Annotated in this window: 17 protein-coding genes; 9 read left to right on the top strand and 8 right to left on the bottom strand. The window is 62.7% G+C overall.

From position 1 onward, the window contains the following. Nucleotides 1-183 precede the first annotated feature (183 nt). Nucleotides 184-1,347, top strand: a complete 1,164-nt coding sequence (gene nosP, locus ACW9HW_RS22415) for a nitric oxide-sensing protein NosP (protein WP_457401784.1) — start codon at nucleotides 184-186, stop codon at nucleotides 1,345-1,347. Further along, on the top strand, nucleotides 1,277-3,910 hold the full coding sequence (gene nahK / locus ACW9HW_RS22420; RefSeq protein ID WP_095195039.1) for a hybrid sensor histidine kinase/response regulator NahK/ErcS': 2,634 nt from the start codon (nucleotides 1,277-1,279) through the stop codon (nucleotides 3,908-3,910). Before nosP ends, nahK begins: the two co-directional genes overlap by 71 nt. 122 nt (nucleotides 3,911-4,032) lie before the next feature. On the opposite strand, the gene ACW9HW_RS22425 is transcribed toward nahK, so the two are convergent. The 6 genes from ACW9HW_RS22425 to ACW9HW_RS22450 all read right to left on the bottom strand — a co-directional run bounded on the left by ACW9HW_RS22425 (nucleotide 4,033) and on the right by ACW9HW_RS22450 (nucleotide 9,254). Next, a complete protein-coding gene (locus ACW9HW_RS22425; protein WP_457401785.1) occupies nucleotides 4,033-4,698 on the bottom strand; it encodes a response regulator in 666 nt (221 codons plus the stop codon). Between the two features lie 56 nt (nucleotides 4,699-4,754). Next, nucleotides 4,755-5,312, bottom strand: coding sequence for a PQQ-dependent catabolism-associated CXXCW motif protein (locus ACW9HW_RS22430; protein ID WP_095195037.1), 558 nt, complete (start codon nucleotides 5,310-5,312; stop codon nucleotides 4,755-4,757). Nucleotides 5,313-5,550: 238 nt separating this feature from the next. Continuing rightward, nucleotides 5,551-6,342, bottom strand: a complete 792-nt coding sequence (locus ACW9HW_RS22435; protein ID WP_457401786.1) for an ABC transporter permease — start codon at nucleotides 6,340-6,342, stop codon at nucleotides 5,551-5,553. Next, nucleotides 6,339-7,070 carry an ABC transporter ATP-binding protein gene (locus tag ACW9HW_RS22440; protein WP_457401787.1) on the bottom strand — a complete coding sequence of 244 codons (732 nt, stop codon included), beginning with the start codon at nucleotides 7,068-7,070 and terminating at the stop codon, nucleotides 6,339-6,341. Before ACW9HW_RS22440 ends, ACW9HW_RS22435 begins: the two co-directional genes overlap by 4 nt. Then, a complete protein-coding gene (locus tag ACW9HW_RS22445; protein ID WP_457401788.1) occupies nucleotides 7,067-8,041 on the bottom strand; it encodes a YVTN family beta-propeller repeat protein in 975 nt (324 codons plus the stop codon). The genes ACW9HW_RS22440 and ACW9HW_RS22445 overlap by 4 nt, the downstream gene beginning before the upstream one ends. A 28-nt stretch (nucleotides 8,042-8,069) precedes the next feature. Then, entirely contained in the window at nucleotides 8,070-9,254 is a 1,185-nt protein-coding gene (locus ACW9HW_RS22450) for an ABC transporter substrate-binding protein (RefSeq protein WP_457401789.1), read from the bottom strand. Between the two features lie 157 nt (nucleotides 9,255-9,411). Here ACW9HW_RS22450 and ACW9HW_RS22455 point away from each other — a divergent pair, with 157 nt between their 5' ends. From ACW9HW_RS22455 to ACW9HW_RS22465, 3 genes are read left to right on the top strand one after another with little or no spacing between them, the layout of a single operon-like run. Continuing rightward, nucleotides 9,412-9,534: a hypothetical protein gene (locus ACW9HW_RS22455; protein WP_457401790.1), complete on the top strand. Its 123-nt coding sequence runs from the start codon at nucleotides 9,412-9,414 to the stop codon at nucleotides 9,532-9,534. A gap of 2 nt (nucleotides 9,535-9,536) precedes the next feature. Then, nucleotides 9,537-10,799, top strand: a complete 1,263-nt coding sequence (locus ACW9HW_RS22460; RefSeq protein ID WP_095195032.1) for a histidine kinase — start codon at nucleotides 9,537-9,539, stop codon at nucleotides 10,797-10,799. Continuing rightward, nucleotides 10,796-11,434: a response regulator gene (locus ACW9HW_RS22465; protein ID WP_095195031.1), complete on the top strand. Its 639-nt coding sequence runs from the start codon at nucleotides 10,796-10,798 to the stop codon at nucleotides 11,432-11,434. The genes ACW9HW_RS22460 and ACW9HW_RS22465 overlap by 4 nt, the downstream gene beginning before the upstream one ends. A gap of 41 nt (nucleotides 11,435-11,475) precedes the next feature. Here ACW9HW_RS22465 and ACW9HW_RS22470 read toward each other — a convergent pair whose 3' ends face one another. Together ACW9HW_RS22470 and exaA are read right to left on the bottom strand one after the other, a co-directional pair. Next, complete coding sequence (locus ACW9HW_RS22470) at nucleotides 11,476-12,114, bottom strand: pentapeptide repeat-containing protein (protein WP_457401791.1); 639 nt, start codon at nucleotides 12,112-12,114, stop codon at nucleotides 11,476-11,478. Between the two features lie 137 nt (nucleotides 12,115-12,251). Then, nucleotides 12,252-14,141 carry a quinoprotein ethanol dehydrogenase gene (exaA, locus tag ACW9HW_RS22475; protein WP_457401792.1) on the bottom strand — a complete coding sequence of 630 codons (1,890 nt, stop codon included), beginning with the start codon at nucleotides 14,139-14,141 and terminating at the stop codon, nucleotides 12,252-12,254. 253 nt (nucleotides 14,142-14,394) lie between these two features. On the opposite strand from exaA, the gene pedF reads away from it, so the two are divergent. From pedF to ACW9HW_RS22495, 4 genes are read left to right on the top strand one after another with little or no spacing between them, the layout of a single operon-like run. Then, nucleotides 14,395-14,856: a cytochrome c-550 PedF gene (gene pedF, locus ACW9HW_RS22480; protein ID WP_457401794.1), complete on the top strand. Its 462-nt coding sequence runs from the start codon at nucleotides 14,395-14,397 to the stop codon at nucleotides 14,854-14,856. Between the two features lie 3 nt (nucleotides 14,857-14,859). After that, nucleotides 14,860-15,735 (top strand): substrate-binding periplasmic protein, encoded by an 876-nt coding sequence (locus ACW9HW_RS22485; protein WP_095195027.1) that lies wholly within the window; start codon nucleotides 14,860-14,862, stop codon nucleotides 15,733-15,735. A gap of 9 nt (nucleotides 15,736-15,744) precedes the next feature. Continuing rightward, complete coding sequence (locus ACW9HW_RS22490) at nucleotides 15,745-16,506, top strand: quinoprotein dehydrogenase-associated SoxYZ-like carrier (RefSeq protein WP_457401795.1); 762 nt, start codon at nucleotides 15,745-15,747, stop codon at nucleotides 16,504-16,506. Nucleotides 16,507-16,522: 16 nt separating this feature from the next. Next, nucleotides 16,523-17,461 carry a quinoprotein relay system zinc metallohydrolase 1 gene (locus ACW9HW_RS22495; protein ID WP_457401796.1) on the top strand — a complete coding sequence of 313 codons (939 nt, stop codon included), beginning with the start codon at nucleotides 16,523-16,525 and terminating at the stop codon, nucleotides 17,459-17,461. Nucleotides 17,462-17,530: the final 69 nt, after the last annotated feature.

A 17,530-nucleotide genomic window follows, 5' to 3' on the forward strand; every position in this document is an offset into this window, starting at 1 on the left:
CCTATGTAACTGACACACCTTCGCGAGCAGGCTCGCTCCCACAGGGGATTTAGGGTGACAGGTGGGTTTGCGACCCGACTCTCATCCCATCGAAGCCCCTGACCGCTACCCAAGTAGCATACGTCCACGCCCATAGCCTTCGTACACTCGTGCCTCCTACACACGCACCTGCGGGGGGCGATGATGCAGCAGTTCCAGAGCGAAGGGGTCGTCAGCGCAATGTCCCTGGCCACCGATCCCCGGCAGGTGACGCAGGAGCTGGCGCGGCAGTTGCTGCATCCGAACCTGGGCTTCGTGCTGTTCTTCTGTTCGGCCGAATACGATTTGCAGGCGCTGGGCCAGGCCTTGCAGCAAGGATTCGGCGGTATACGCCTGGCCGGTTGCACCAGCGCCGGGGAGATCACCCCGCTGGGTTACGGGCGTAATTGCGTGACGGCGGTGGGCTTCGATCATCGGCACTTTTCCATTGCCCTCGAACTGATCGACGAAATGGAACACTTCAGCCTGATCGACGCGCAACAGATGGTCGAGCGCCTGGTCAGCGGTTGTCGCAGCAATACGCTGGCACCGATCAAGGGCAACAGTTTCGCCCTGACGCTACTCGACGGCTTGTCCAGTCGGGAAGAAATGGTCCTGGCGGCCTTGAGTGCAGCGTTGGGCGACATCCCGCATTTCGGTGGCTCGGCCGGCGACGACAACTACCTGACCCACACCCATGTTTACTTCGACGGCGGCTTCCATAGCGGTGCGGCGGTGGTGGTGCTGGTCAACACCTGGCTGGATTTCGAAGTGTTCACCACCCACCACATCCTGCCTCGGGCGGAGAAGCTGGTGGTTACCGGGGCCGACAGCGCCTCGCGACGGGTCTTCGAACTCAATGCCGAGCCGGCCGCCGCCGAGTACGCCCGGCACATTGGCGTGCCGGTGGCTGAACTCGACCACCGGGTCTTCGCCGCGCACCCGTTGGCGGTGCGGATCAACGAGCACTATTACGTGCGCGCCATCCAGCAGGTTCACCCGGACCTGAGCCTGAGCTTCTACTGCGCGGTGGAGAACGGCATCGTCCTCACCGCCATGACGCCTGGCCCGATGCTGCCGAATCTGCAAAACCTGTTCGCCGGCTTGCAGGAACGGCTTGGCGACCTGTTGCTGACCATCGGCTGTGACTGTTTCCTCAGGCGCCTGGAGCTCGAAGGCGACGGCAACCTGGAGCCGATCGGCCGGTTTTTGCGCGAACAGCGGGTGATGGGGTTCAACACCTACGGAGAACAGTTCAATGGCATGCACATCAACCAGACCTTCACCGGCGTCGCCATTGCCCGGGGCCGGTCCCTCGGACAGCGCTGAACTCCAGGCCCGGATCGCCGGGTTGCAGCACGACAATCAAAAGCTGCAGCGGATCAACGCGGCACTGATCGAGCGCATCGAGTCCGGCATCACCCGGGGCAACGATCCGTACGCGGCGTTCCAGCATTCGGTGGTATTGGCCGAGCAGGTGCGCGAACGCACGGATGCCTTGAACCAGGCCATGGCCGAGCTCAAGGCCGGCAACCACTTGCTCAGCGAAGCCCGCCTGCGTGCCGAAACCGCCCATCAGCACCTGATCGATGCCATCGAGAGCATTTCCGATGCCTTCGTATTGTTCGACGCCGAGCAGCGCATCGTATTGTTCAACAGTCGGTTCAAGGCGTTCTGGAGCAACAGCCGGGTGCGGATCAACGCCGGCATGCGCCTGACCGAGGTCAAGCGCCTGATGCAGAGCAACGGCCTGTTTACCGAAGAACCCCGCGGGCATGCCGACGAAAACCTGCTGTATCGCCTGCAGGACGGCCGCTGGCTGCAAGTCAGCGAACGGCCTACCCAGGAAGGCGGGCGGGTGATCCTGTTTACCGATATCACCGACGTCAAACTCAGCGAAACCGTGCGCCGCGAGCAGGCGGTGGCGCAGAAGTCGCATCTGTTGCAACGGGCGGTCGACAACCTGTCCCAAGGGGTGGCCATGGTCAACGCCGAGGGCATCCTGGAGTTGTGGAACCGCCGGTTCCTCGAACTCAGTGGCCTGGCCCCGGTGGCGGCCCATCGTCCGTTTGCCGAAGTGATCGCCGACAGCGAACTGACCCTGCTGACCCCGGCCAGCCGTGGTGTTAACGGGCGGCCGGTGCAGGAGTGCGAACAGCGCCTGTATGACGGCCGGGTCCTGGAAATCCGCACCCATCCGTTGCCCACCGGCGGGTTCGTCAACACCTTCACCGACATCACTGAACGCTACCAGCACGCCGAAGCCCTGAGTGAAAGCGAGCGCTGGATTCGCCTGATCACCGACCATGTGCCGGCATTGATCGCCTACCTCAATGCCGATCTGGTCTATGAGTTCACCAACAAGGTCTACGAGGAATGGTACTGCTGGCCGCGCGGCGTGATGCTTGGCCAGAGCCTGCGCGAAGTGCACAGCGAGCAGCATTACCAGCGGCTGGAATCCTATGTGGCCAGGGCGCTGGCCGGGGAAAGCGTGACCTTTGAATTCGCCGAGACCAACGTCAACAATCAGGAACGCTATATGTTGCGCTCCTACGTGCCCAATCGCCTGGCCAGCGGCGAGGTGGTGGGGATTTTCGTGTTGATCCGCGATATCACCGAACGCCGCCGCACCGCCGAAGCACTGCACCAGGCCTATCAGAACCTCGAGCTGCGGGTGCGCGAACGCACCGCCGAATTGACCACCCTCAACGACCAGTTGCTGCGGGAAATCGAGGAACGCCGCCGGGTCGAATCACGCTTGCGCGAGGCCAAGCTGGAAGCGGAGCAGGCCAATCTGTCGAAGACCAAGTTTCTCGCCGCGGTCAGCCACGACCTGCTGCAACCGCTGAACGCCGCACGGCTGTTCACCAGTGCCTTGCTGGAGCGTCGCGAGCCGATCTGCAATGAGGTTCTGGTGCGCAATGTCAGCAATTCCCTCGAAGACGTGGAGAACCTGTTGGGCACCCTGGTGGATATTTCCAAGCTCGATGCCGGCGTGATCAAGGCCGACATTGCACCGTTCGCCTTGAGCGAGCTGCTGGAAAACCTCGCCGCCGAATACACCCAGGTGGCCCGCAGCGAAGGACTGCAACTGTATTTCATCCCCTGTTCGGCTCTGGTGCGCAGTGACATCCAGCTACTGGCGCGGATCCTGCGCAACCTGTTGAGCAATGCCATACGCTACACCTACAGCGGTCGTGTAGTACTGGGCTGCCGACGTCAGCACCAGCGCCTGTCGATTCAGGTGTGGGACAGCGGCATGGGCATTGCCGAAAATCGCCTGGAAGAAATTTTCCAGGAGTTCAAGCGCGGGGATGTGCAGCGCCCGGACCAGGATCGCGGCCTGGGCCTGGGCCTGGCCATTGTCGAGAAAATCGCCGGGATTCTCGGACACCGCATTCAGGTGCGCTCGTGGCCGGGCAAGGGCTCGATGTTCTCGGTGGAGGTGCCGATGAGCGCCACCGCGCCCAAGCCGGTGCCGAGCCTGCTGATGAGCGAACCGATGCTCGAACGGCTGCGCGGCGCGCGGATCTGGGTGTTGGACAATGACGCCACCATTTGCGCCGGCATGCGCACATTGCTCGAGGGTTGGGGATGTCGCGTGGTGACGGCGCTGTCGGAAGAAGATCTGGCGCGGCAGGTGGACAACTACCATGCCGAGGCTGACCTGCTGATTGCCGACTACCACCTGGACAACGACCGCAACGGCATCGACGCCGTGGCCCGGATCAACGCCCGTCGCGCCTCAGCGATCCCGGCGATGATGATCACGGCCAATTACAGCAACGAACTCAAACAGCAGATCCGCGAGCTGGGGCATACCCTGATGCACAAACCGGTGCGGCCGATGAAGTTGAAGACGGCGATGAGTCATTTGCTCGCCAGGCCCTGATTTCTCGGTTGTCGGTGCTGGCCTCATCGCTGGCAAGCCAGCTCCCACAATGGATGTGTGCCGCCCACAAATCCCTGTGGGAGCTGGCTTGCCAGCGATGGGAGCGCCGCGGTCTACCTGTTTCAACGCCGCAAATACGACCCGAAATCAATATCACCGGCACTCAGGATCGCCTGCACGCGGTTGTGTACGTTGAGTTTGCGCAGGATCGCCGAGACGTGGGCCTTGACCGTGGTTTCGGCAATTTCCAGGGCGTAGGCGATCTGTTTGTTCGATTCGCCCTTGGTCATGCGCTCCAGGACCTGCAGCTGCTTGCGGGTCAGGGCCTGGAGCAGCTCCGGCGGGAAGCTCGGGGTGTCGTTCATTCGCCGGTGGGTGCTGCTTTTGGCCGTGCGGATGATGTCCGGGGGCAGGTAGACGTTGCCATTGAGAATCTGCTGGATAGCGTCGGTCATTTGCGCGCGGGGCGAAGATTTGGTGATGAAACCCACGGCACCGTAGGTGATGGCTTGCAGGACAATCTGTTTGTCCTGTTCGGCGGAAACAATCACCACCGGAATGGTCGGCGCTTCGTTGCGCAGGTTGATCAGGCCGTTGAGCCCATGCATGCCGGGCATGTTCAGGTCGAGCAGGATCAGGTCCAGGTCATCGTGTTCCTGGGTCAGTGCCAGGGCGCTGTCGAGGTCGGCGGTTTCCATCACCTCGCTGCCGGAAAAACCATCGCTGATGACGTTGTGTATGGCTTCGCGAAACAGCGGGTGATCGTCGGCAATCAGAATTTTGTACATAGCCTTTCACCTCATTATTTTGATTATGGTGTGGCAACAACACGCACGCGTAAAGCTCAGGGGAAGGGTTCCGGCCGGGCTGGGGCCAGTGGCAGATTGGCGGCTTGCCAGGCGTCCAGGCCGTCGCGATACCAATACAGCGTCTTATAGCCCAGGCTGGCTGCGCGTTTGACCGCGTTCCAGCTCAACCAGCAATCGGCGCGGCAATAGAAGACCAGCGGTTGTGTCGGGTCGCCGTTGGTCAGTTTTTGCAGGTTGCCCGCGAAATAGCCCTGCCATTGCGGCGTCAGCTCGCCGTCGCCGGTGTTGGCCAGCCAGTGACTGCCGGGCAGGTTGTCATGGGGCTGGTCGTCGATGAAACGGCCTTGCAACCATTGGCGGCGATAGACGTCGATCAACAACGGGCGTGGGTGTTGCCCCAGCAGGATTTGCAGGGCCGGGGTGTCGATGAGGGTCGCGCCTTGCAGCTGGTTCGGTGTCGGGCTGCGGTACAGGTCGATACGATAGCCGTCGGGGGAAAACAGCGGGGGTTCTGCGTGTGCGCCACCCAGCCACAGGCTGAGCGACAACGCAGCGAGAGTGGGACGCAACAGACGACGTCGGGCACGCGGCATGGGGATTGATCCTTATCGTTATGCGCCCATTACATGCCAGTCGTGGTGCGTTGGGAATGCGACGATAGACAGGTAAAACCAGTACTAAAGTAGTAATTTTTTGTGCCAATCCCACGCACCATGAAGATCCCTGTGGGAGCGGGCTTGCCCGCGATAGCGGTCCATCGGTTGACATTGATTTTGAATGTGCGATCCCCATCGCTGGCAAGCCAGCTCCCACAGGGATTTGGGACATCCTTCAGGTGGATTTACGCAGGGCGGCATGCTGCGGGTTGAAGGTCAGTACGGCAAGGAGCGCGAATACCAGCGTCAAACCCGCACAAACTCCCAGCGCCAGCGGATTGAAACGCTCATACAGCGCAAAGCGCACCAGTTCCACCGCGTGGCTGAACGGGTTCACCGCGCACAGCCAGTACAGCCACTCGCTGGCCTCGCGCATTTTCCAAAGCGGATACAGCGCCGAAGACAGGAAAAACAGTGGGAAGATCACGAAGTTCATCACCCCGGCGAAGTTCTCCAGCTGGCGGATCGCGTTCGACAGTAATAACCCCAGGGCGCTGAGCATCAACGCCACCAGCAACAGCGCGGGCAGGGCGATCAACAGGCCCATGGCCGGCGGCTGCACGCCGTAAAGCCAGGCAATCGCCAGGAAGGCATACACCTGCAACAGTGAAATCAGCGACGTGGCCAGCAGCTTGCTGCACAGCAGAAAGGTCCGGGGCAGGGGGCTGGTCAGCAGCACGCGCATGCTGCCCATCTCACGGTCGTAGACCATCGCCAGCGAACCCTGCATGCCGTTGAACAGCAGGATCATGCAGGCCAGGCCCGGAATGATGTAGACCTCGTACGGAATATAGGTGTCGTAGGGCTCGATGATGGCGATGCCCAGTGCCGCGCGAAATCCGGCGGCGAACACCAGCAGCCACAGCAGCGGGCGCACCAGGGCGCTGAGAAAACGTGTGCGTTGCAGCACGAAGCGCAGCCATTCGCGCAGGACGATACCGCTGAAACATTGCCAGTAAGCGTTCATCGGGCCACTCCTGTGGTGGTCAGGCGAGTGAAGGCCGAACCCAGGTCACCACCGTGTTCCAGGCTCAGTGCATCGGCCTGCCCACTGGCCACCAGGCGGCCCTGATGGAGAATCAACAAGTCGTCGCTGGGCTGTACTTCATCGAGCAGATGGGTGGTCCAGAGCACGCTGATCCGTTGCTCGTGACACAGGTTGCGAATGTGCCGGTTGAGCGCCAGGCGACTGGCCGGGTCGAGGCCGGCGCTGGCTTCGTCGAGCAGCAACAGGCGCGGTTCGTGCAACAGGGCGCGGGCGATTTCCACCCGCCGGCGATGGCCGCCATTGAGTTCGCGCACCCGCTCGCCACGGCGCTCACCCAGGGCCTGGCGGGCCAGTTCCGCCTCGACCCGCCACTCGGTCTGGCGGCGAGACAAGCCATGCAGCGCCGCGTGGTAATGCAGGTTTTGCTCGACGCTGAGGTCCAGATCCAGCGTGCTTTGCTGGAACACCACGCCCAATTGCTTGAGCGCCGGACGAGGCGCGTTGCGCAATGAACAGCCGCCGACGCGGATATCACCCTGCTGCAGTTCATAGAGTCGGGTCAGCAGGGCGATCAGGGTGGATTTGCCGGCGCCGTTGGGTCCCAACAGCGCGGCGAAACACCCGGGCGCCAGGCTGAAATTCACCTGGCGCAACGCTTCCCGAGGACCGTAGGCGAAGCTCAGGTCGCTGACCTCCAAGGCGTTCATGGCGTCACCACCACGCCCCACGGGTAACGCCCGACCTTCACCGACTTGCTGACCTTGAGGCTGTCGACATCGATCACCGAGACATCGCCGCTGACGCCGTTGGTGGCGAGCAATTGTTTTTGATCCGGGGTGAACGCCAACTGCCAGACGCGTCGGCCCACCAACAGGTAGTCGAGGATCTCGAAGGTCTTGGCGTCGACGACCGCCACGTGATTGGCCGGGCCCAGGGCCACGAACGCGTACTTGCCGTTGGCGCTGAGCTTGATGCCCACCGGCTGCACCTTGTCCGGGTGAACGCCCTTGATCTGGAAGTTCAGGGTCTTGAGCACATTACGGCTGGCGACGTCGAGAATGGTCACCGTGCCACCGATTTCCGCCGAAGCCCAGAGTTGCACACCGTCATTGCTGAACTCGACGAAGCGTGGCCGTTGATCCACCAGCGTGCTGTCGGCCAGGGTCTGGGTGCTGGTGTCGATCCAGTGCAGCATGTTGGTGGTTTCGCTGGTGTTCACCGCCCACTTGCCGTCGGGGCTGACCGCCATGCCTTCGGGCTCGACGCCGACGCTGATCTGGCCGAGCACCTTGGAGGTCTCGGTGTCGATCACCGTGACCAGCGCATCGTCTTCGTTGGAGACGTACAGCCAGCGGTTGTTGGGGTGCAGGGCGAATTGCTCGGGGTCCTTGCCCGAGGGCAGTTCCTTGATGATCTTGCGGGTGGCCACGTCCATCACCTGGACCCGGTCCGAGTCGCTGGCGCAGATGTACAGCAACTTGTTGTCATGGGACAGCAGCAGACCACGGGGGCGCTGGCCGACGGGCAGGGTCTCGGTGACTTGCAGGGTCTGCATGTCGATCAGGCTCAGGTTGTTGTCCTTTTCATTGGAGACCCAGGCGGTGCTGGCGGCGGCATGGCCGGCGGCGAGCAGCACGGCCCAGGAAAGCAGGGAGCGGCAAAGCAGAGTGCGGCGCATGGCAGTTTCCTTGTTGTAGTTGTTGTGTTCAGGGAAAGCGGCAACTCACCTCGGGCTTGTCGTAACCCAGGCTGTCCATCTCGTTGAAGGGGTGCAGAAAGCCGTCCTGGGGCGAGGTGCTGACCAGCGCCCGGGGTTGCACGATCGGAATCGGTTGGCGCAGTTGGCCGTTCCACGGCCGGTAACTGAGCTTGCGACCCTTGAAACCGTCCAGCGGCAATTGATCGCTGATTTCCAGGTTACGGATGGCCATCGGGTCGCTCTGGCGCAGTTTGCTCACGGCGCTGGCGATGCTGCGCACGGCGATCCATGCGGCGAAATCGCGGTCGTTCATCCAGCGCCCGGCCAGCGCTTCGAAGCGTTTTTGCAACTGCGTGGCGCCGTAGGTTTCCACGGTCTTGTGCCAGCCCACCGGGGTCAGGCCCTGGGTGCCGGCGACCGGGCGCGGGTACCAGGTCTGGTACGGCACGTATTCGCCGAAGTCGCCGCGCTCATCGGCCACCAGTACCACGTCGTATTCGGCGGTCTGGGTAAACAGTGGCATATCGGCCTGGGCGCTGCGCCGTTGATCGTTATCGAAACGCCAGGGTTTTTCCGCCACCAGTTGCAGGCCGAAGCGCTTGGCGGCGCGGCGCAGAGCCGTGGCGTAGGCTTGATCGTCCACGGTCGGGCCGACGATCAGTAACGCCCGCTGCCATTTGCGCAGCACCAGAAATTGCGCCAGCGCATCGGCGAGCATCGCCCGGCTCGGCAGACTGTGCAGCACATTCGGCAGGCAATCGGTGGTGCGCAGGCTGTCGTCAGGGCTGCCGGCGTTGAACAACAGGCTGTCGGGCAGCGCGGCACTGAGCTGGCGCAGGCTGCTGGCCGGTGCGTTCACCACAAACAGGCGCAACCCTTGTTCATGTTGGGTTTTCGCAGCGATGAGCAAGGCTTCGGGGCTGTCGACATTGGCACCGGCCAGGCTGTAGCTGTGATTGAGAAAGCGCCCGGTGCTGTTGCTGTCGGTGATCGCCAGTTCAGCGCCGCGCTGCCCGGCGTCCGTGGGTTCGGGAATGACGTTGGACAGCAGCGGGCCGGGATCGGGGCGATAGCCCAGATAGCCGATCCGCACCTGCAACGGTGCGTCCGCGGCCTGGCTCTGGGTGGCCAGCCCGGCGGCGCAGGCAATCGCCAGCAGGTAGAACAGGGCGTAAGGGGCAAGCTGGCGCATAGGACACTCCATTACAGGTAGCGCCAGCATAGGAAGCCCATTCAGTGGTGGAAATATGCAGAAAGTACCAACCGGCCAGTACCAAGGTAGTAGACCACCCCGGACGGCGCGGTTTTAGCATGGTCGACAACGGCCACTGCTCTGGAGGGGATTGACCATGCGTATCGTCAAGGCGCTGCTCCTGCCGTTTCTGCTGATTTTGACCCTGATCGGCGTCGACCGGCTTCACGCGCCGCGTCTTGCGCCGTTGCAGGTCATGCCCGCGACACCGGGGCGCTAGCCATGTCAGCCCTGTGGCGGATCAATCTGTGGGTCTGCGGTTTTTTCACCCTGGTCACCCTGGCGTGCATGCTGTTGCTGATGCATCAGGCGTTGGAGGATGTGGAGCGTGAACTGCAATCGGCCGAAGCGGTGGTCGAGTACCTGAGCGAAACCGCCGGGCGTGACCCGGTCACCCTGCAACCACGACTGACCGCCAGCCTGCGCCATGTGCGCGTACGCTGGCTGGCGCCGGACGAACAGCCACAACTACCGGTGCAAGACGGACTCGATGCCTGGCTCGGGCGCCTGCTGTTCGCGCAAGTTCCTCATGGCGCAAGGCTGGTGGCGCTGGCGGATGGCCGACGGGTGCAGATTGCCGTGGACCCGCGCGATGAAATCGATGAAGTCCGGGATTCCCTGCAGCAACTGTTGAGCCTGTGTGCGCTGGCGCTGATGGTCAGTCTGTTGACCATCCGCTGGGCCGTGCGACGGGGCATGGGTTTGCTCGAAGAACTGCTGCGGGCGTTGCAGCAGGTTTCGGCTGGCCGGCTCAAGGTGCGCTTGCGTCCGCAGGGCGGACCGGAGACGCGGCAACTGGCCGCGCATTTCAACCGAATGACCGCTGCACTGGAACAGGCCGGTACCGATAATGCCAGGCTGACCCGGGCGCTGTTGGCGGTGCAGGAGCAGGAGCGCACGCAGCTGGCCCAGACCCTGCACGACGATCTCGGCCAGTACCTGGCCGGCATTCGTGCCCAGGCTTGCCTGTTGCGCCTGGTGGCGGATCGACCGGAGACCGTCGAACGCACGGTACGGGAGCTGGAACACAACTGCGAGCATCTGCAACAAGGCTTTCGTGCGCTGGTGCACAACCTCTATCCGGTGGTGTTGCAGCACTTGCCGCTGGCCGACGCTTTCGCCTTGCTGGTGGAGCAATGGCAGGGCCGCCAGGGCATCGATTGTCAGTTGCGGATCAGTGCGCAGTTACCGTCGCTGTCGGCAGCGGACAAGACCCATCTGTACCGCCTGCTGCAGGAAGCCCTGACCAACATCGCCCGCCATGCCGACGCCAGTCAGGTGCGGGTTCGTCTGCAACACCACGGTGCGCACTTGCGTCTGCTGGTGCGCGATAACGGTCGTGGTGCCGCGCCATCCCGGCGCCCCGGCGTCGGCCTGCATTCGATGCGCGAACGCGCCCGCAGCCTGGGCGGTGACCTGCGCATCATCAGCTACCCCGGCGCCGGATGGGCGCTGACCTTGCGCATGCCTTTGGAGGCTTCATGAATATTCTGCTGGTCGATGACCACGCGGTAGTCCGCCAGGGCTACGCCAGCCTGTTACGCGCCGTGTTGCCGGCGATGGAAGTCCGTGAAGCGGCGACCGGTGAAGAGGCGTTGATCCGGGTCCAGGAAAGCGTGCCGCATCTGGTGATCATGGATTTCGGCTTGCCGGGCATCAGTGGCCTGGAAACCACCCGACGACTGCGCCAACGCCTGCCGCAACTGCGGGTGCTGTTTTTCAGCATGCACGATGAATTGCCTTTGGTGCGTCAGGCACTGGACGCCGGGGCGTCGGGTTACCTGACCAAAAGCTCGGCGCCGCAGGTGTTGATCGAGGCCGTGCGCCGCGTCCTCGCCGGCCATGCCTACATCGAACAGCCGCTGGCCACTCAACTGGCCTGCCATCCGCAACAGGACGCCAGCGACCCGCGCCTGCAGAGCATGACCCAGCGCGAACTGGAGATTTTCGTGATGCTCGCCAAAGGCACCCCGGCGCGGCAAATTGCCGAACAGTTGAGCATCAGCAGCAAGACCGTGTCCAATCACCTGACATTGCTCAAGAGCAAACTGCAGGTCAGTTCCCATGCCGAACTGGTGCACCTGGGGATTGATATGGGGGTGGTGCGCAAGGCGGGGTGACGCAGGGTAGAGAACTGTGGGAGCGAGTGTTGTTTTGAAAATCACCTGTCCCACGTCGTCGGGCACCCCGTGCAGCCCTCCATGTTCGCATCCTGGAAATTCGCATAATGCTGACGCGAGCCGCTCAGGTTGGCGTGGGCCAGGTTGCTTTCGCCCAGCTTGGCTTCTTGCAGGTTGGCGTCGCTGAGGTCGGCGTCCTTGAGGTCGGCCTTGCTCAGCCAGGTCATTTCCAGGTCGGCGGCGCGCAGGTTGGTGTGGTGCAGCCTGGCCCCGGAGAGGCGGGCGAATTGCAGGTAGGCGGCGCTGAGGTTGGCATTCTCGAATTGCGCACCCTGGGCGAACATTCCCCAGCCCTGGATCGCCATCAGATTGGCTGAGGTGAAATCAGCCAGTCGCGCGTTGCTTTGTTGCAGGCTGGCGCGGGTCAGGTTGGCGCCTTGCAGCCGGGCCTTTTCCAGGTTGGCCAGGTCGAGGCGGGCATGACGCAGGTCGGCCTCGCGCAGGTCGGCGCCGCTGAGGTTCATGTGGCGCAAGTCCTGGTTGCTCAGGTTGGCGCCCTTGAGATCGGCGCCGGGGCATTGGCTGTGTTCAGCGATGGTGCAGCCGTTGATGATCAGTGGGGTGTCTTGGGCGTACGCCGTGGTAACGCTCAATAGAAGAAGTAGAGGCAGATGGTTCATGGCAAATCTCCGGGTTCCCTTGTGGGAGCGAGCCCGCTCGCGATGGTCGTCAACGATGACGCGGGGTGTCTGGTGCACCACGGCGGTCTCGAGTCCTTCGCGAGCAGGCTCGCTCCCACAGAGAGGGGTGGGGTGGATTACTTCTGCGCGGTCTTGTTATCCCAGCTCGGGATCTTGAACACCCAGAACGACCCGCCCTGAGCCACCGGTTTGGTCAGCTCGGCCATGTCGCCGCCCCACAACGGCACCGCGCCGCCGTAGCCGACGGTCACGCCGATGTACTGCTCGCCATCCTGTTCCCAAGTGATCGGTGGCGAGACGATGCCGCTGCCGGTCTGGAACTTCCACAGCTCCTTGCCGGTTTTCGCATCGAAGGCCTTGAAGAAACCGTCACCGGTACCGGTGAACACCAGGTTGCCCTTCGTCGCCAGTACACCGGCCCACAACGGCAGGTGTTCCTTGTGCTCCCAGACCACTTTGCCGGTGGTCGGGTTCATCGCCCGCAGGGTGCCGACGTGATCGTCGTACATGCGCTTGATGCGAAAACCCATGCCCAGATAGGCCGAGCCTTTCTTGTAGCTGACCTCTTCAGTCCAGTATTCCTCTTTCCACTGGTTGCCCGGAATGTAGAACAGCCCGGTGTCCTGGCTGTAGGCCATGGGGTTCCAATTCTTGCCACCGAGGAACGGGGGCGAGACTTCCACCGGTTTGCCCTTGGTTTCCCCCGGCAGCGGCTTGGCCGGACGCTGGCCCTCGTTTTCCACCGGACGCCCGGTCTTGAGGTCGATGTGGCTGGCCCAGGTGATGTTGTCGACGAAGGGGAAGGCGTTCTGCAATTTGCCGTTGTTGCGGTCGACCACGTAGAAGAAACCGTTGCGGTCGGCATGGCCGGTGGCCTTGACCGTTTTTCCGTCCTTGTCCTTGTAGTCGAACAGCACCAACTCGTTGTTGCCGGAGAAGTCCCAGGCATCGTTCGGCGTGTGCTGGTAGAACCATTTCACCTCGCCGGTACTCGGGTCGACGCCGACCTGGCCCGAGGTATAGAGGCTGTCGTAATCACGTGGGTTGCCGTCCTTGGAGGTGCGCGCCCAAGTGTTCCAGGGGCCGGGGTTGCCGGCACCGACAATGATCGTGTTGGTTTCGGCATCGAAACTGGCGCTCTGCCAAGGGGCGCCGCCGCCATGGCTCCAGGCCTCGACCTTGCCGGTTTCGGTAGTCGGATCGTTCGGCCACGACGGCGCCTTGACGTCGCCGGTCGGCGTACTGTCCTTACCGTTCAAGCGTCCCATGTGGCCTTCGACGAAAGGTCGCATCCAGACTTCTTCGCCAGTGTCCGGATCACGGGCGAAGAGCTGCCCGACCACACCGAACTCATCGCCGGAACTGCCATGGATCAGCAGCACCTTGCCGCTGGTCTTGTCCTTGATCAGCACCGGCGCGCCGGTCATGGTGTAGCCGGCGGCGTGGTCGCCGAATTTCTTGTTCCACACCACTTTACCGGTGTTTTTGTCCAGGGCGATCAGTCGTGCATCGAGGGTGCCGAAGTAGATCTTGTCGCCGAAGATCGCCGCGCCACGGTTGACCACGTCGCAGCAGGGCCGAATGTTGTCCGGCAGGCGGTGGTTGTAGGTCCACAGGCGCTTGCCGGTCTTGGCATCCAGGGCGAATACCCGCGAATACGAACCGGTGACGTACACCACGCCGTCGCTGACGATGGCCTGGGATTCCTGGCCGCGTTGTTTCTCGTCGCCAAACGAATAGGACCAGGCCGGGGTCAGCTTGAACACGTTCTGGTCGTTGACCTGGGCCAACGGACTCCAGCGCTGGGCGTTGGTGCCCATGCCGTATTGCAGCACGTCCTTGGTGGTCAGGTGATCGTTGGCGATGTCTTCCCAGCTCACCTTGCCGGTGGTGGCCGGTGCGGTTTCGGCGTAACCGGCCGCGCTCAGGGACAGGCTGCCGACCAGCAGAAAAGCCTGCATGGCGAGGCTCAAGGGGGAAAGGGCGGGTAGCGATCTTATTGTCATGGTTGCAGTTCCCAGTGGAGGTTTTGACCTGCACAGGGTGGGGCGCCGGGCGTGCGACGGATACGGAAAAAGTCCCGCCATTGCCGGGAAAACTTCCCATGGACCACCTGATTTGGAAGTCCGTCCAACGCCTTACTACCAAGGGATTAGACGGCGGCCACCAAAGCAGCATGGGGCCATGGTCCCGGGGTTTCTAAGATGGCTGCCATAGCCTCTGCCAAGAGGTTTTGCGTGCAATCCTGAGGGCATAACAATGACAACAAAACGCAACGCCTTGCTCGTCACCGGGCTGTTGGCCGGTTTCATCAGTGCGGGTTCCGTCTGGGCCCATGGCAATGTGGTGCCGCAGGCCGTCGCCACTCAGGGCTTGACCCCGATCAAGGAGGCCGGGGTGCAACTGGACGCCGATGGCTGGGCCGCCGTGAACCCTTATCGCACGGCCCCGGAGCACGACAAGGCGGTGGAGATCGGTGCGTCGGCCTACAACCAGAACTGCGCGGCCTGTCATGGCCTGGAAGCCAAGTCGGGCGGGATCGCCCCGGATTTGCGCATGCTCGACGCCGGTGAGTCGGGCGATGAGTGGTTCGTGGAGCGGGTGCGCCATGGCGCGGTGCGTGACGGTCGGGTATACATGCCGAAAATGGCCGACTACCTGAGTCAGGAAGCCCTGTGGGCGGTGCGCACCTATCTGGACAGCGTCCGCGTCGAGGAGTGACCCATGCGCCTGCTCGCGGTGTTGATCAGCGCTGTGTGGCTGTGCTGCCAGTCGGTGCAGGCGCAGGTTCGCAACTATGACGAAATGATCGCCGCCGGCGAGTTGAAGGTGGCGGTCTACAAGGATTTTGCCCCCTACAGTTTTGAACAGTCCGGTCAGCCCCGTGGCGTTGACGTGGAACTCGCCCAGGCTTTGGCCAAGGCGTTGGGCGTGCGCCTGACGCTGATCTGGGTGCCTGCCGGCGAGAAGCTTGACGACGATCTGCGCGATTACATCTGGCGCAGCAGCCCGTTGCACAATCAGCAACTGGCCGACCTGATGATGCGCGTGCCTTACGACCGCGACTACGCGCAAAAGCGCAACGAATTCGGCGAGCTGGAGAACGGCCATGTGGTGATGTTCGGGCCGTACCAGAATGAGCAATGGCAAGTCGCCTACGACCGCCGCCGACTGGACAAGGTCGCCAGCGTCGCAGTGTTCGAGCAGCACCCGATCGGCGTCGAAGTCGACAGCGTGCCCTCGTTCTACCTGACCTCGGTGTTCAACGGCATGCTCGCTGGCAAGACCCGCCACTATCCGGGCGTGCCCCAGGCGTTCGCTGCGATGAAGGCCGGCGAGGTCGACGCGGTCATGGCCATGCGCGGCGAAATTGACTGGCAGGTGCATGAAGCAGCCGATCCACAATGGGCCCTGGCGCAGAACGCCTACCCGAACATGGGCAAGCAGCTCTGGGAGATCGGCATGGCGGTACACGAAAGCAACCGCCAATTGGCCTATGCCGTGGAAGAGGCGCTGGAGAGCCTGATCCGCGACGGTTCGGCGAAAACCCTCTACGACCATTACGGCCTGCGTTACGACGTGCCCGAGATGTACCAATAGGAGCAGGCGATGAAATGGCAAAGGCGTTGTCTGTTGGCCTGCTGTTTGAGCGTGGCGGCCCATGCCGCCGCCGTCGTTCCCGGTAAAGACCCGGTGCCATCGGTGATGTGGAGCTTCTATCACAAGCAAATGCTCGGCGAGGCGCCGTTTGTGTTCGATGAGCGGGTCAAGCTGTTGGCGCCGCCATTTGCCGAGGACGCGCGACAGGTGCCGCTGGAAATCGATGCCCGGGCGTTCAAGGGCGATGTCGTGAAAATCCTCGCCTGGGCCGAACTCAACCCCTTGCCGAAAATCGTCGATTTCGAGCCGCTGGCTGATGTGTTGCCGTGGCTGTCGATCCGCATCCGCGTCGAGCAGGCCACGCCCCTGCGTGCGGCGGTGTTGACCCGTGACGGCCTGTGGCATGTCGGTTCGACCCTGATTGATGCGGCCGGTGGCGGCTGCACCGCGCCGAGCGTGGTACGTACCCAGGCCGGTTGGGAAGAGCACATCGGTGAAGTGATGGGCGGCCGGTATCCGCGCGAGGATTTCAGTCGCCTGCGCCTGCAGGTGGCGCATCCGATGGACAACGGCATGGTCAGTGGCATCCCGGAGTTTTTCATCAATCAGGCTGAGCTGCGTAATCAGCATGATCGACTGCTGGCGCGCCTTGAACTGTTCCCCGCCGTCAGCGAAAACCCCAGCCTGGCGTTCGATATTGAAGGGGCAGGGCAGACGCGGCTGTTGTTGCGCGATAACAGCGGCAATCAATTCGATGCGGCCATACCCTGACCTGAAGGAACCTGTCATGCGCTGGATGCTGCTGTTGTTGATCGGCCTGTGTTTGCCGGTCATGGCCGATCTCGAATATTCGCTCAAGCCCAGGCAGATCGCCGAGGACACCTGGCTGCTGGAAGGCAGCACCGATAATTTCGCCAGGGACAATGGCGGCAACATCGTCAACACCGCGTTCATCGTCACCGAGCGTGGCGTCGTGGTGATTGATAGCGGCCCGTCCAGGCGCTATGGCGAGGCCATGCGCCGGGCCATTGCCGCCACCACCGACAAACCGGTGATCCGGGTCCTGCTGACCCATCACCACCCCGACCATGTATTGGGCAACCAGGCGTTTGCCGATGTGCCGATTGGTGCACTGGCCGGCACCACCGAACTGCTGCACAAGCAAGGCGATGCCATGGCCGAGAACATGTACCGGCTGGTGGGGGACTGGATGCGCGGCACCGAGGTGGTGCTGCCGAACCTTACGCTGACCCCTGGCGTGGAAAGCTTTGGGAATCATGATCTGCGCCTGCTAAGTCTGGGTGGGCATACCGGTGCGGATCTGGCTATTCTCGACCAGCAAACCGGCGTGCTGTTTGCCGGGGACCTGGTGTTTTATCAACGGGCACTGACCACGCCCAACAGCCCGGGGCTGTCGGTGTGGCTGGCCGACATCGCGACCCTGCAGGGGTTGCCCTGGACGCAGATCGTGCCCGGCCATGGACCGGTCGCCCGCGATGCCGGACCCTTTGCGCAAATGCGCGATTACCTGAACTGGCTCGACCAGTTGATGCGCGAGGGCGCGGCCCATGGCAGCGACATGGCCGAAATGATCCGCAGCCCCATCCCCGAGCGATTCGCCGGGATCAGCCTGAGTCGCTATGAGCTGATTCGCAGCGTCAGTCATTTGTACCCACGCTATGAGCGCGCCCGGATGACGCGGGTGGATTCCAATGCAAACAACTGACTCACCCCATCCCCTGTGGGAGCGAGCCTGCTCGCGAAAGCGGTGTGTCATTCAGCAAAGTTGCAGCTG

Source organism: Pseudomonas sp. SDO5532_S415, from assembly GCF_054071155.1.

Coding starts and splice junctions, on each gene's coding strand:
- ACW9HW_RS22455 (WP_457401790.1), top strand. CDS start 9,412: ATGCGTATCGTCAAGGCGCTGCTCCTGCCGTTTCTGCTGATTTTGACC.
- ACW9HW_RS22450 (WP_457401789.1), bottom strand. CDS start 9,254: ATGCGCCAGCTTGCCCCTTACGCCCTGTTCTACCTGCTGGCGATTGCC.
- pedF (WP_457401794.1), top strand. CDS start 14,395: ATGACAACAAAACGCAACGCCTTGCTCGTCACCGGGCTGTTGGCCGGT.
- ACW9HW_RS22425 (WP_457401785.1), bottom strand. CDS start 4,698: ATGTACAAAATTCTGATTGCCGACGATCACCCGCTGTTTCGCGAAGCC.
- ACW9HW_RS22460 (WP_095195032.1), top strand. CDS start 9,537: ATGTCAGCCCTGTGGCGGATCAATCTGTGGGTCTGCGGTTTTTTCACC.
- ACW9HW_RS22495 (WP_457401796.1), top strand. CDS start 16,523: ATGCGCTGGATGCTGCTGTTGTTGATCGGCCTGTGTTTGCCGGTCATG.
- ACW9HW_RS22440 (WP_457401787.1), bottom strand. CDS start 7,070: ATGAACGCCTTGGAGGTCAGCGACCTGAGCTTCGCCTACGGTCCTCGG.
- nosP (WP_457401784.1), top strand. CDS start 184: ATGCAGCAGTTCCAGAGCGAAGGGGTCGTCAGCGCAATGTCCCTGGCC.
- ACW9HW_RS22470 (WP_457401791.1), bottom strand. CDS start 12,114: ATGAACCATCTGCCTCTACTTCTTCTATTGAGCGTTACCACGGCGTAC.
- ACW9HW_RS22490 (WP_457401795.1), top strand. CDS start 15,745: ATGAAATGGCAAAGGCGTTGTCTGTTGGCCTGCTGTTTGAGCGTGGCG.
- ACW9HW_RS22445 (WP_457401788.1), bottom strand. CDS start 8,041: ATGCGCCGCACTCTGCTTTGCCGCTCCCTGCTTTCCTGGGCCGTGCTG.
- ACW9HW_RS22435 (WP_457401786.1), bottom strand. CDS start 6,342: ATGAACGCTTACTGGCAATGTTTCAGCGGTATCGTCCTGCGCGAATGG.
- ACW9HW_RS22430 (WP_095195037.1), bottom strand. CDS start 5,312: ATGCCGCGTGCCCGACGTCGTCTGTTGCGTCCCACTCTCGCTGCGTTG.
- ACW9HW_RS22485 (WP_095195027.1), top strand. CDS start 14,860: ATGCGCCTGCTCGCGGTGTTGATCAGCGCTGTGTGGCTGTGCTGCCAG.
- nahK (WP_095195039.1), top strand. CDS start 1,277: ATGGCATGCACATCAACCAGACCTTCACCGGCGTCGCCATTGCCCGGG.
- ACW9HW_RS22465 (WP_095195031.1), top strand. CDS start 10,796: ATGAATATTCTGCTGGTCGATGACCACGCGGTAGTCCGCCAGGGCTAC.
- exaA (WP_457401792.1), bottom strand. CDS start 14,141: ATGACAATAAGATCGCTACCCGCCCTTTCCCCCTTGAGCCTCGCCATG.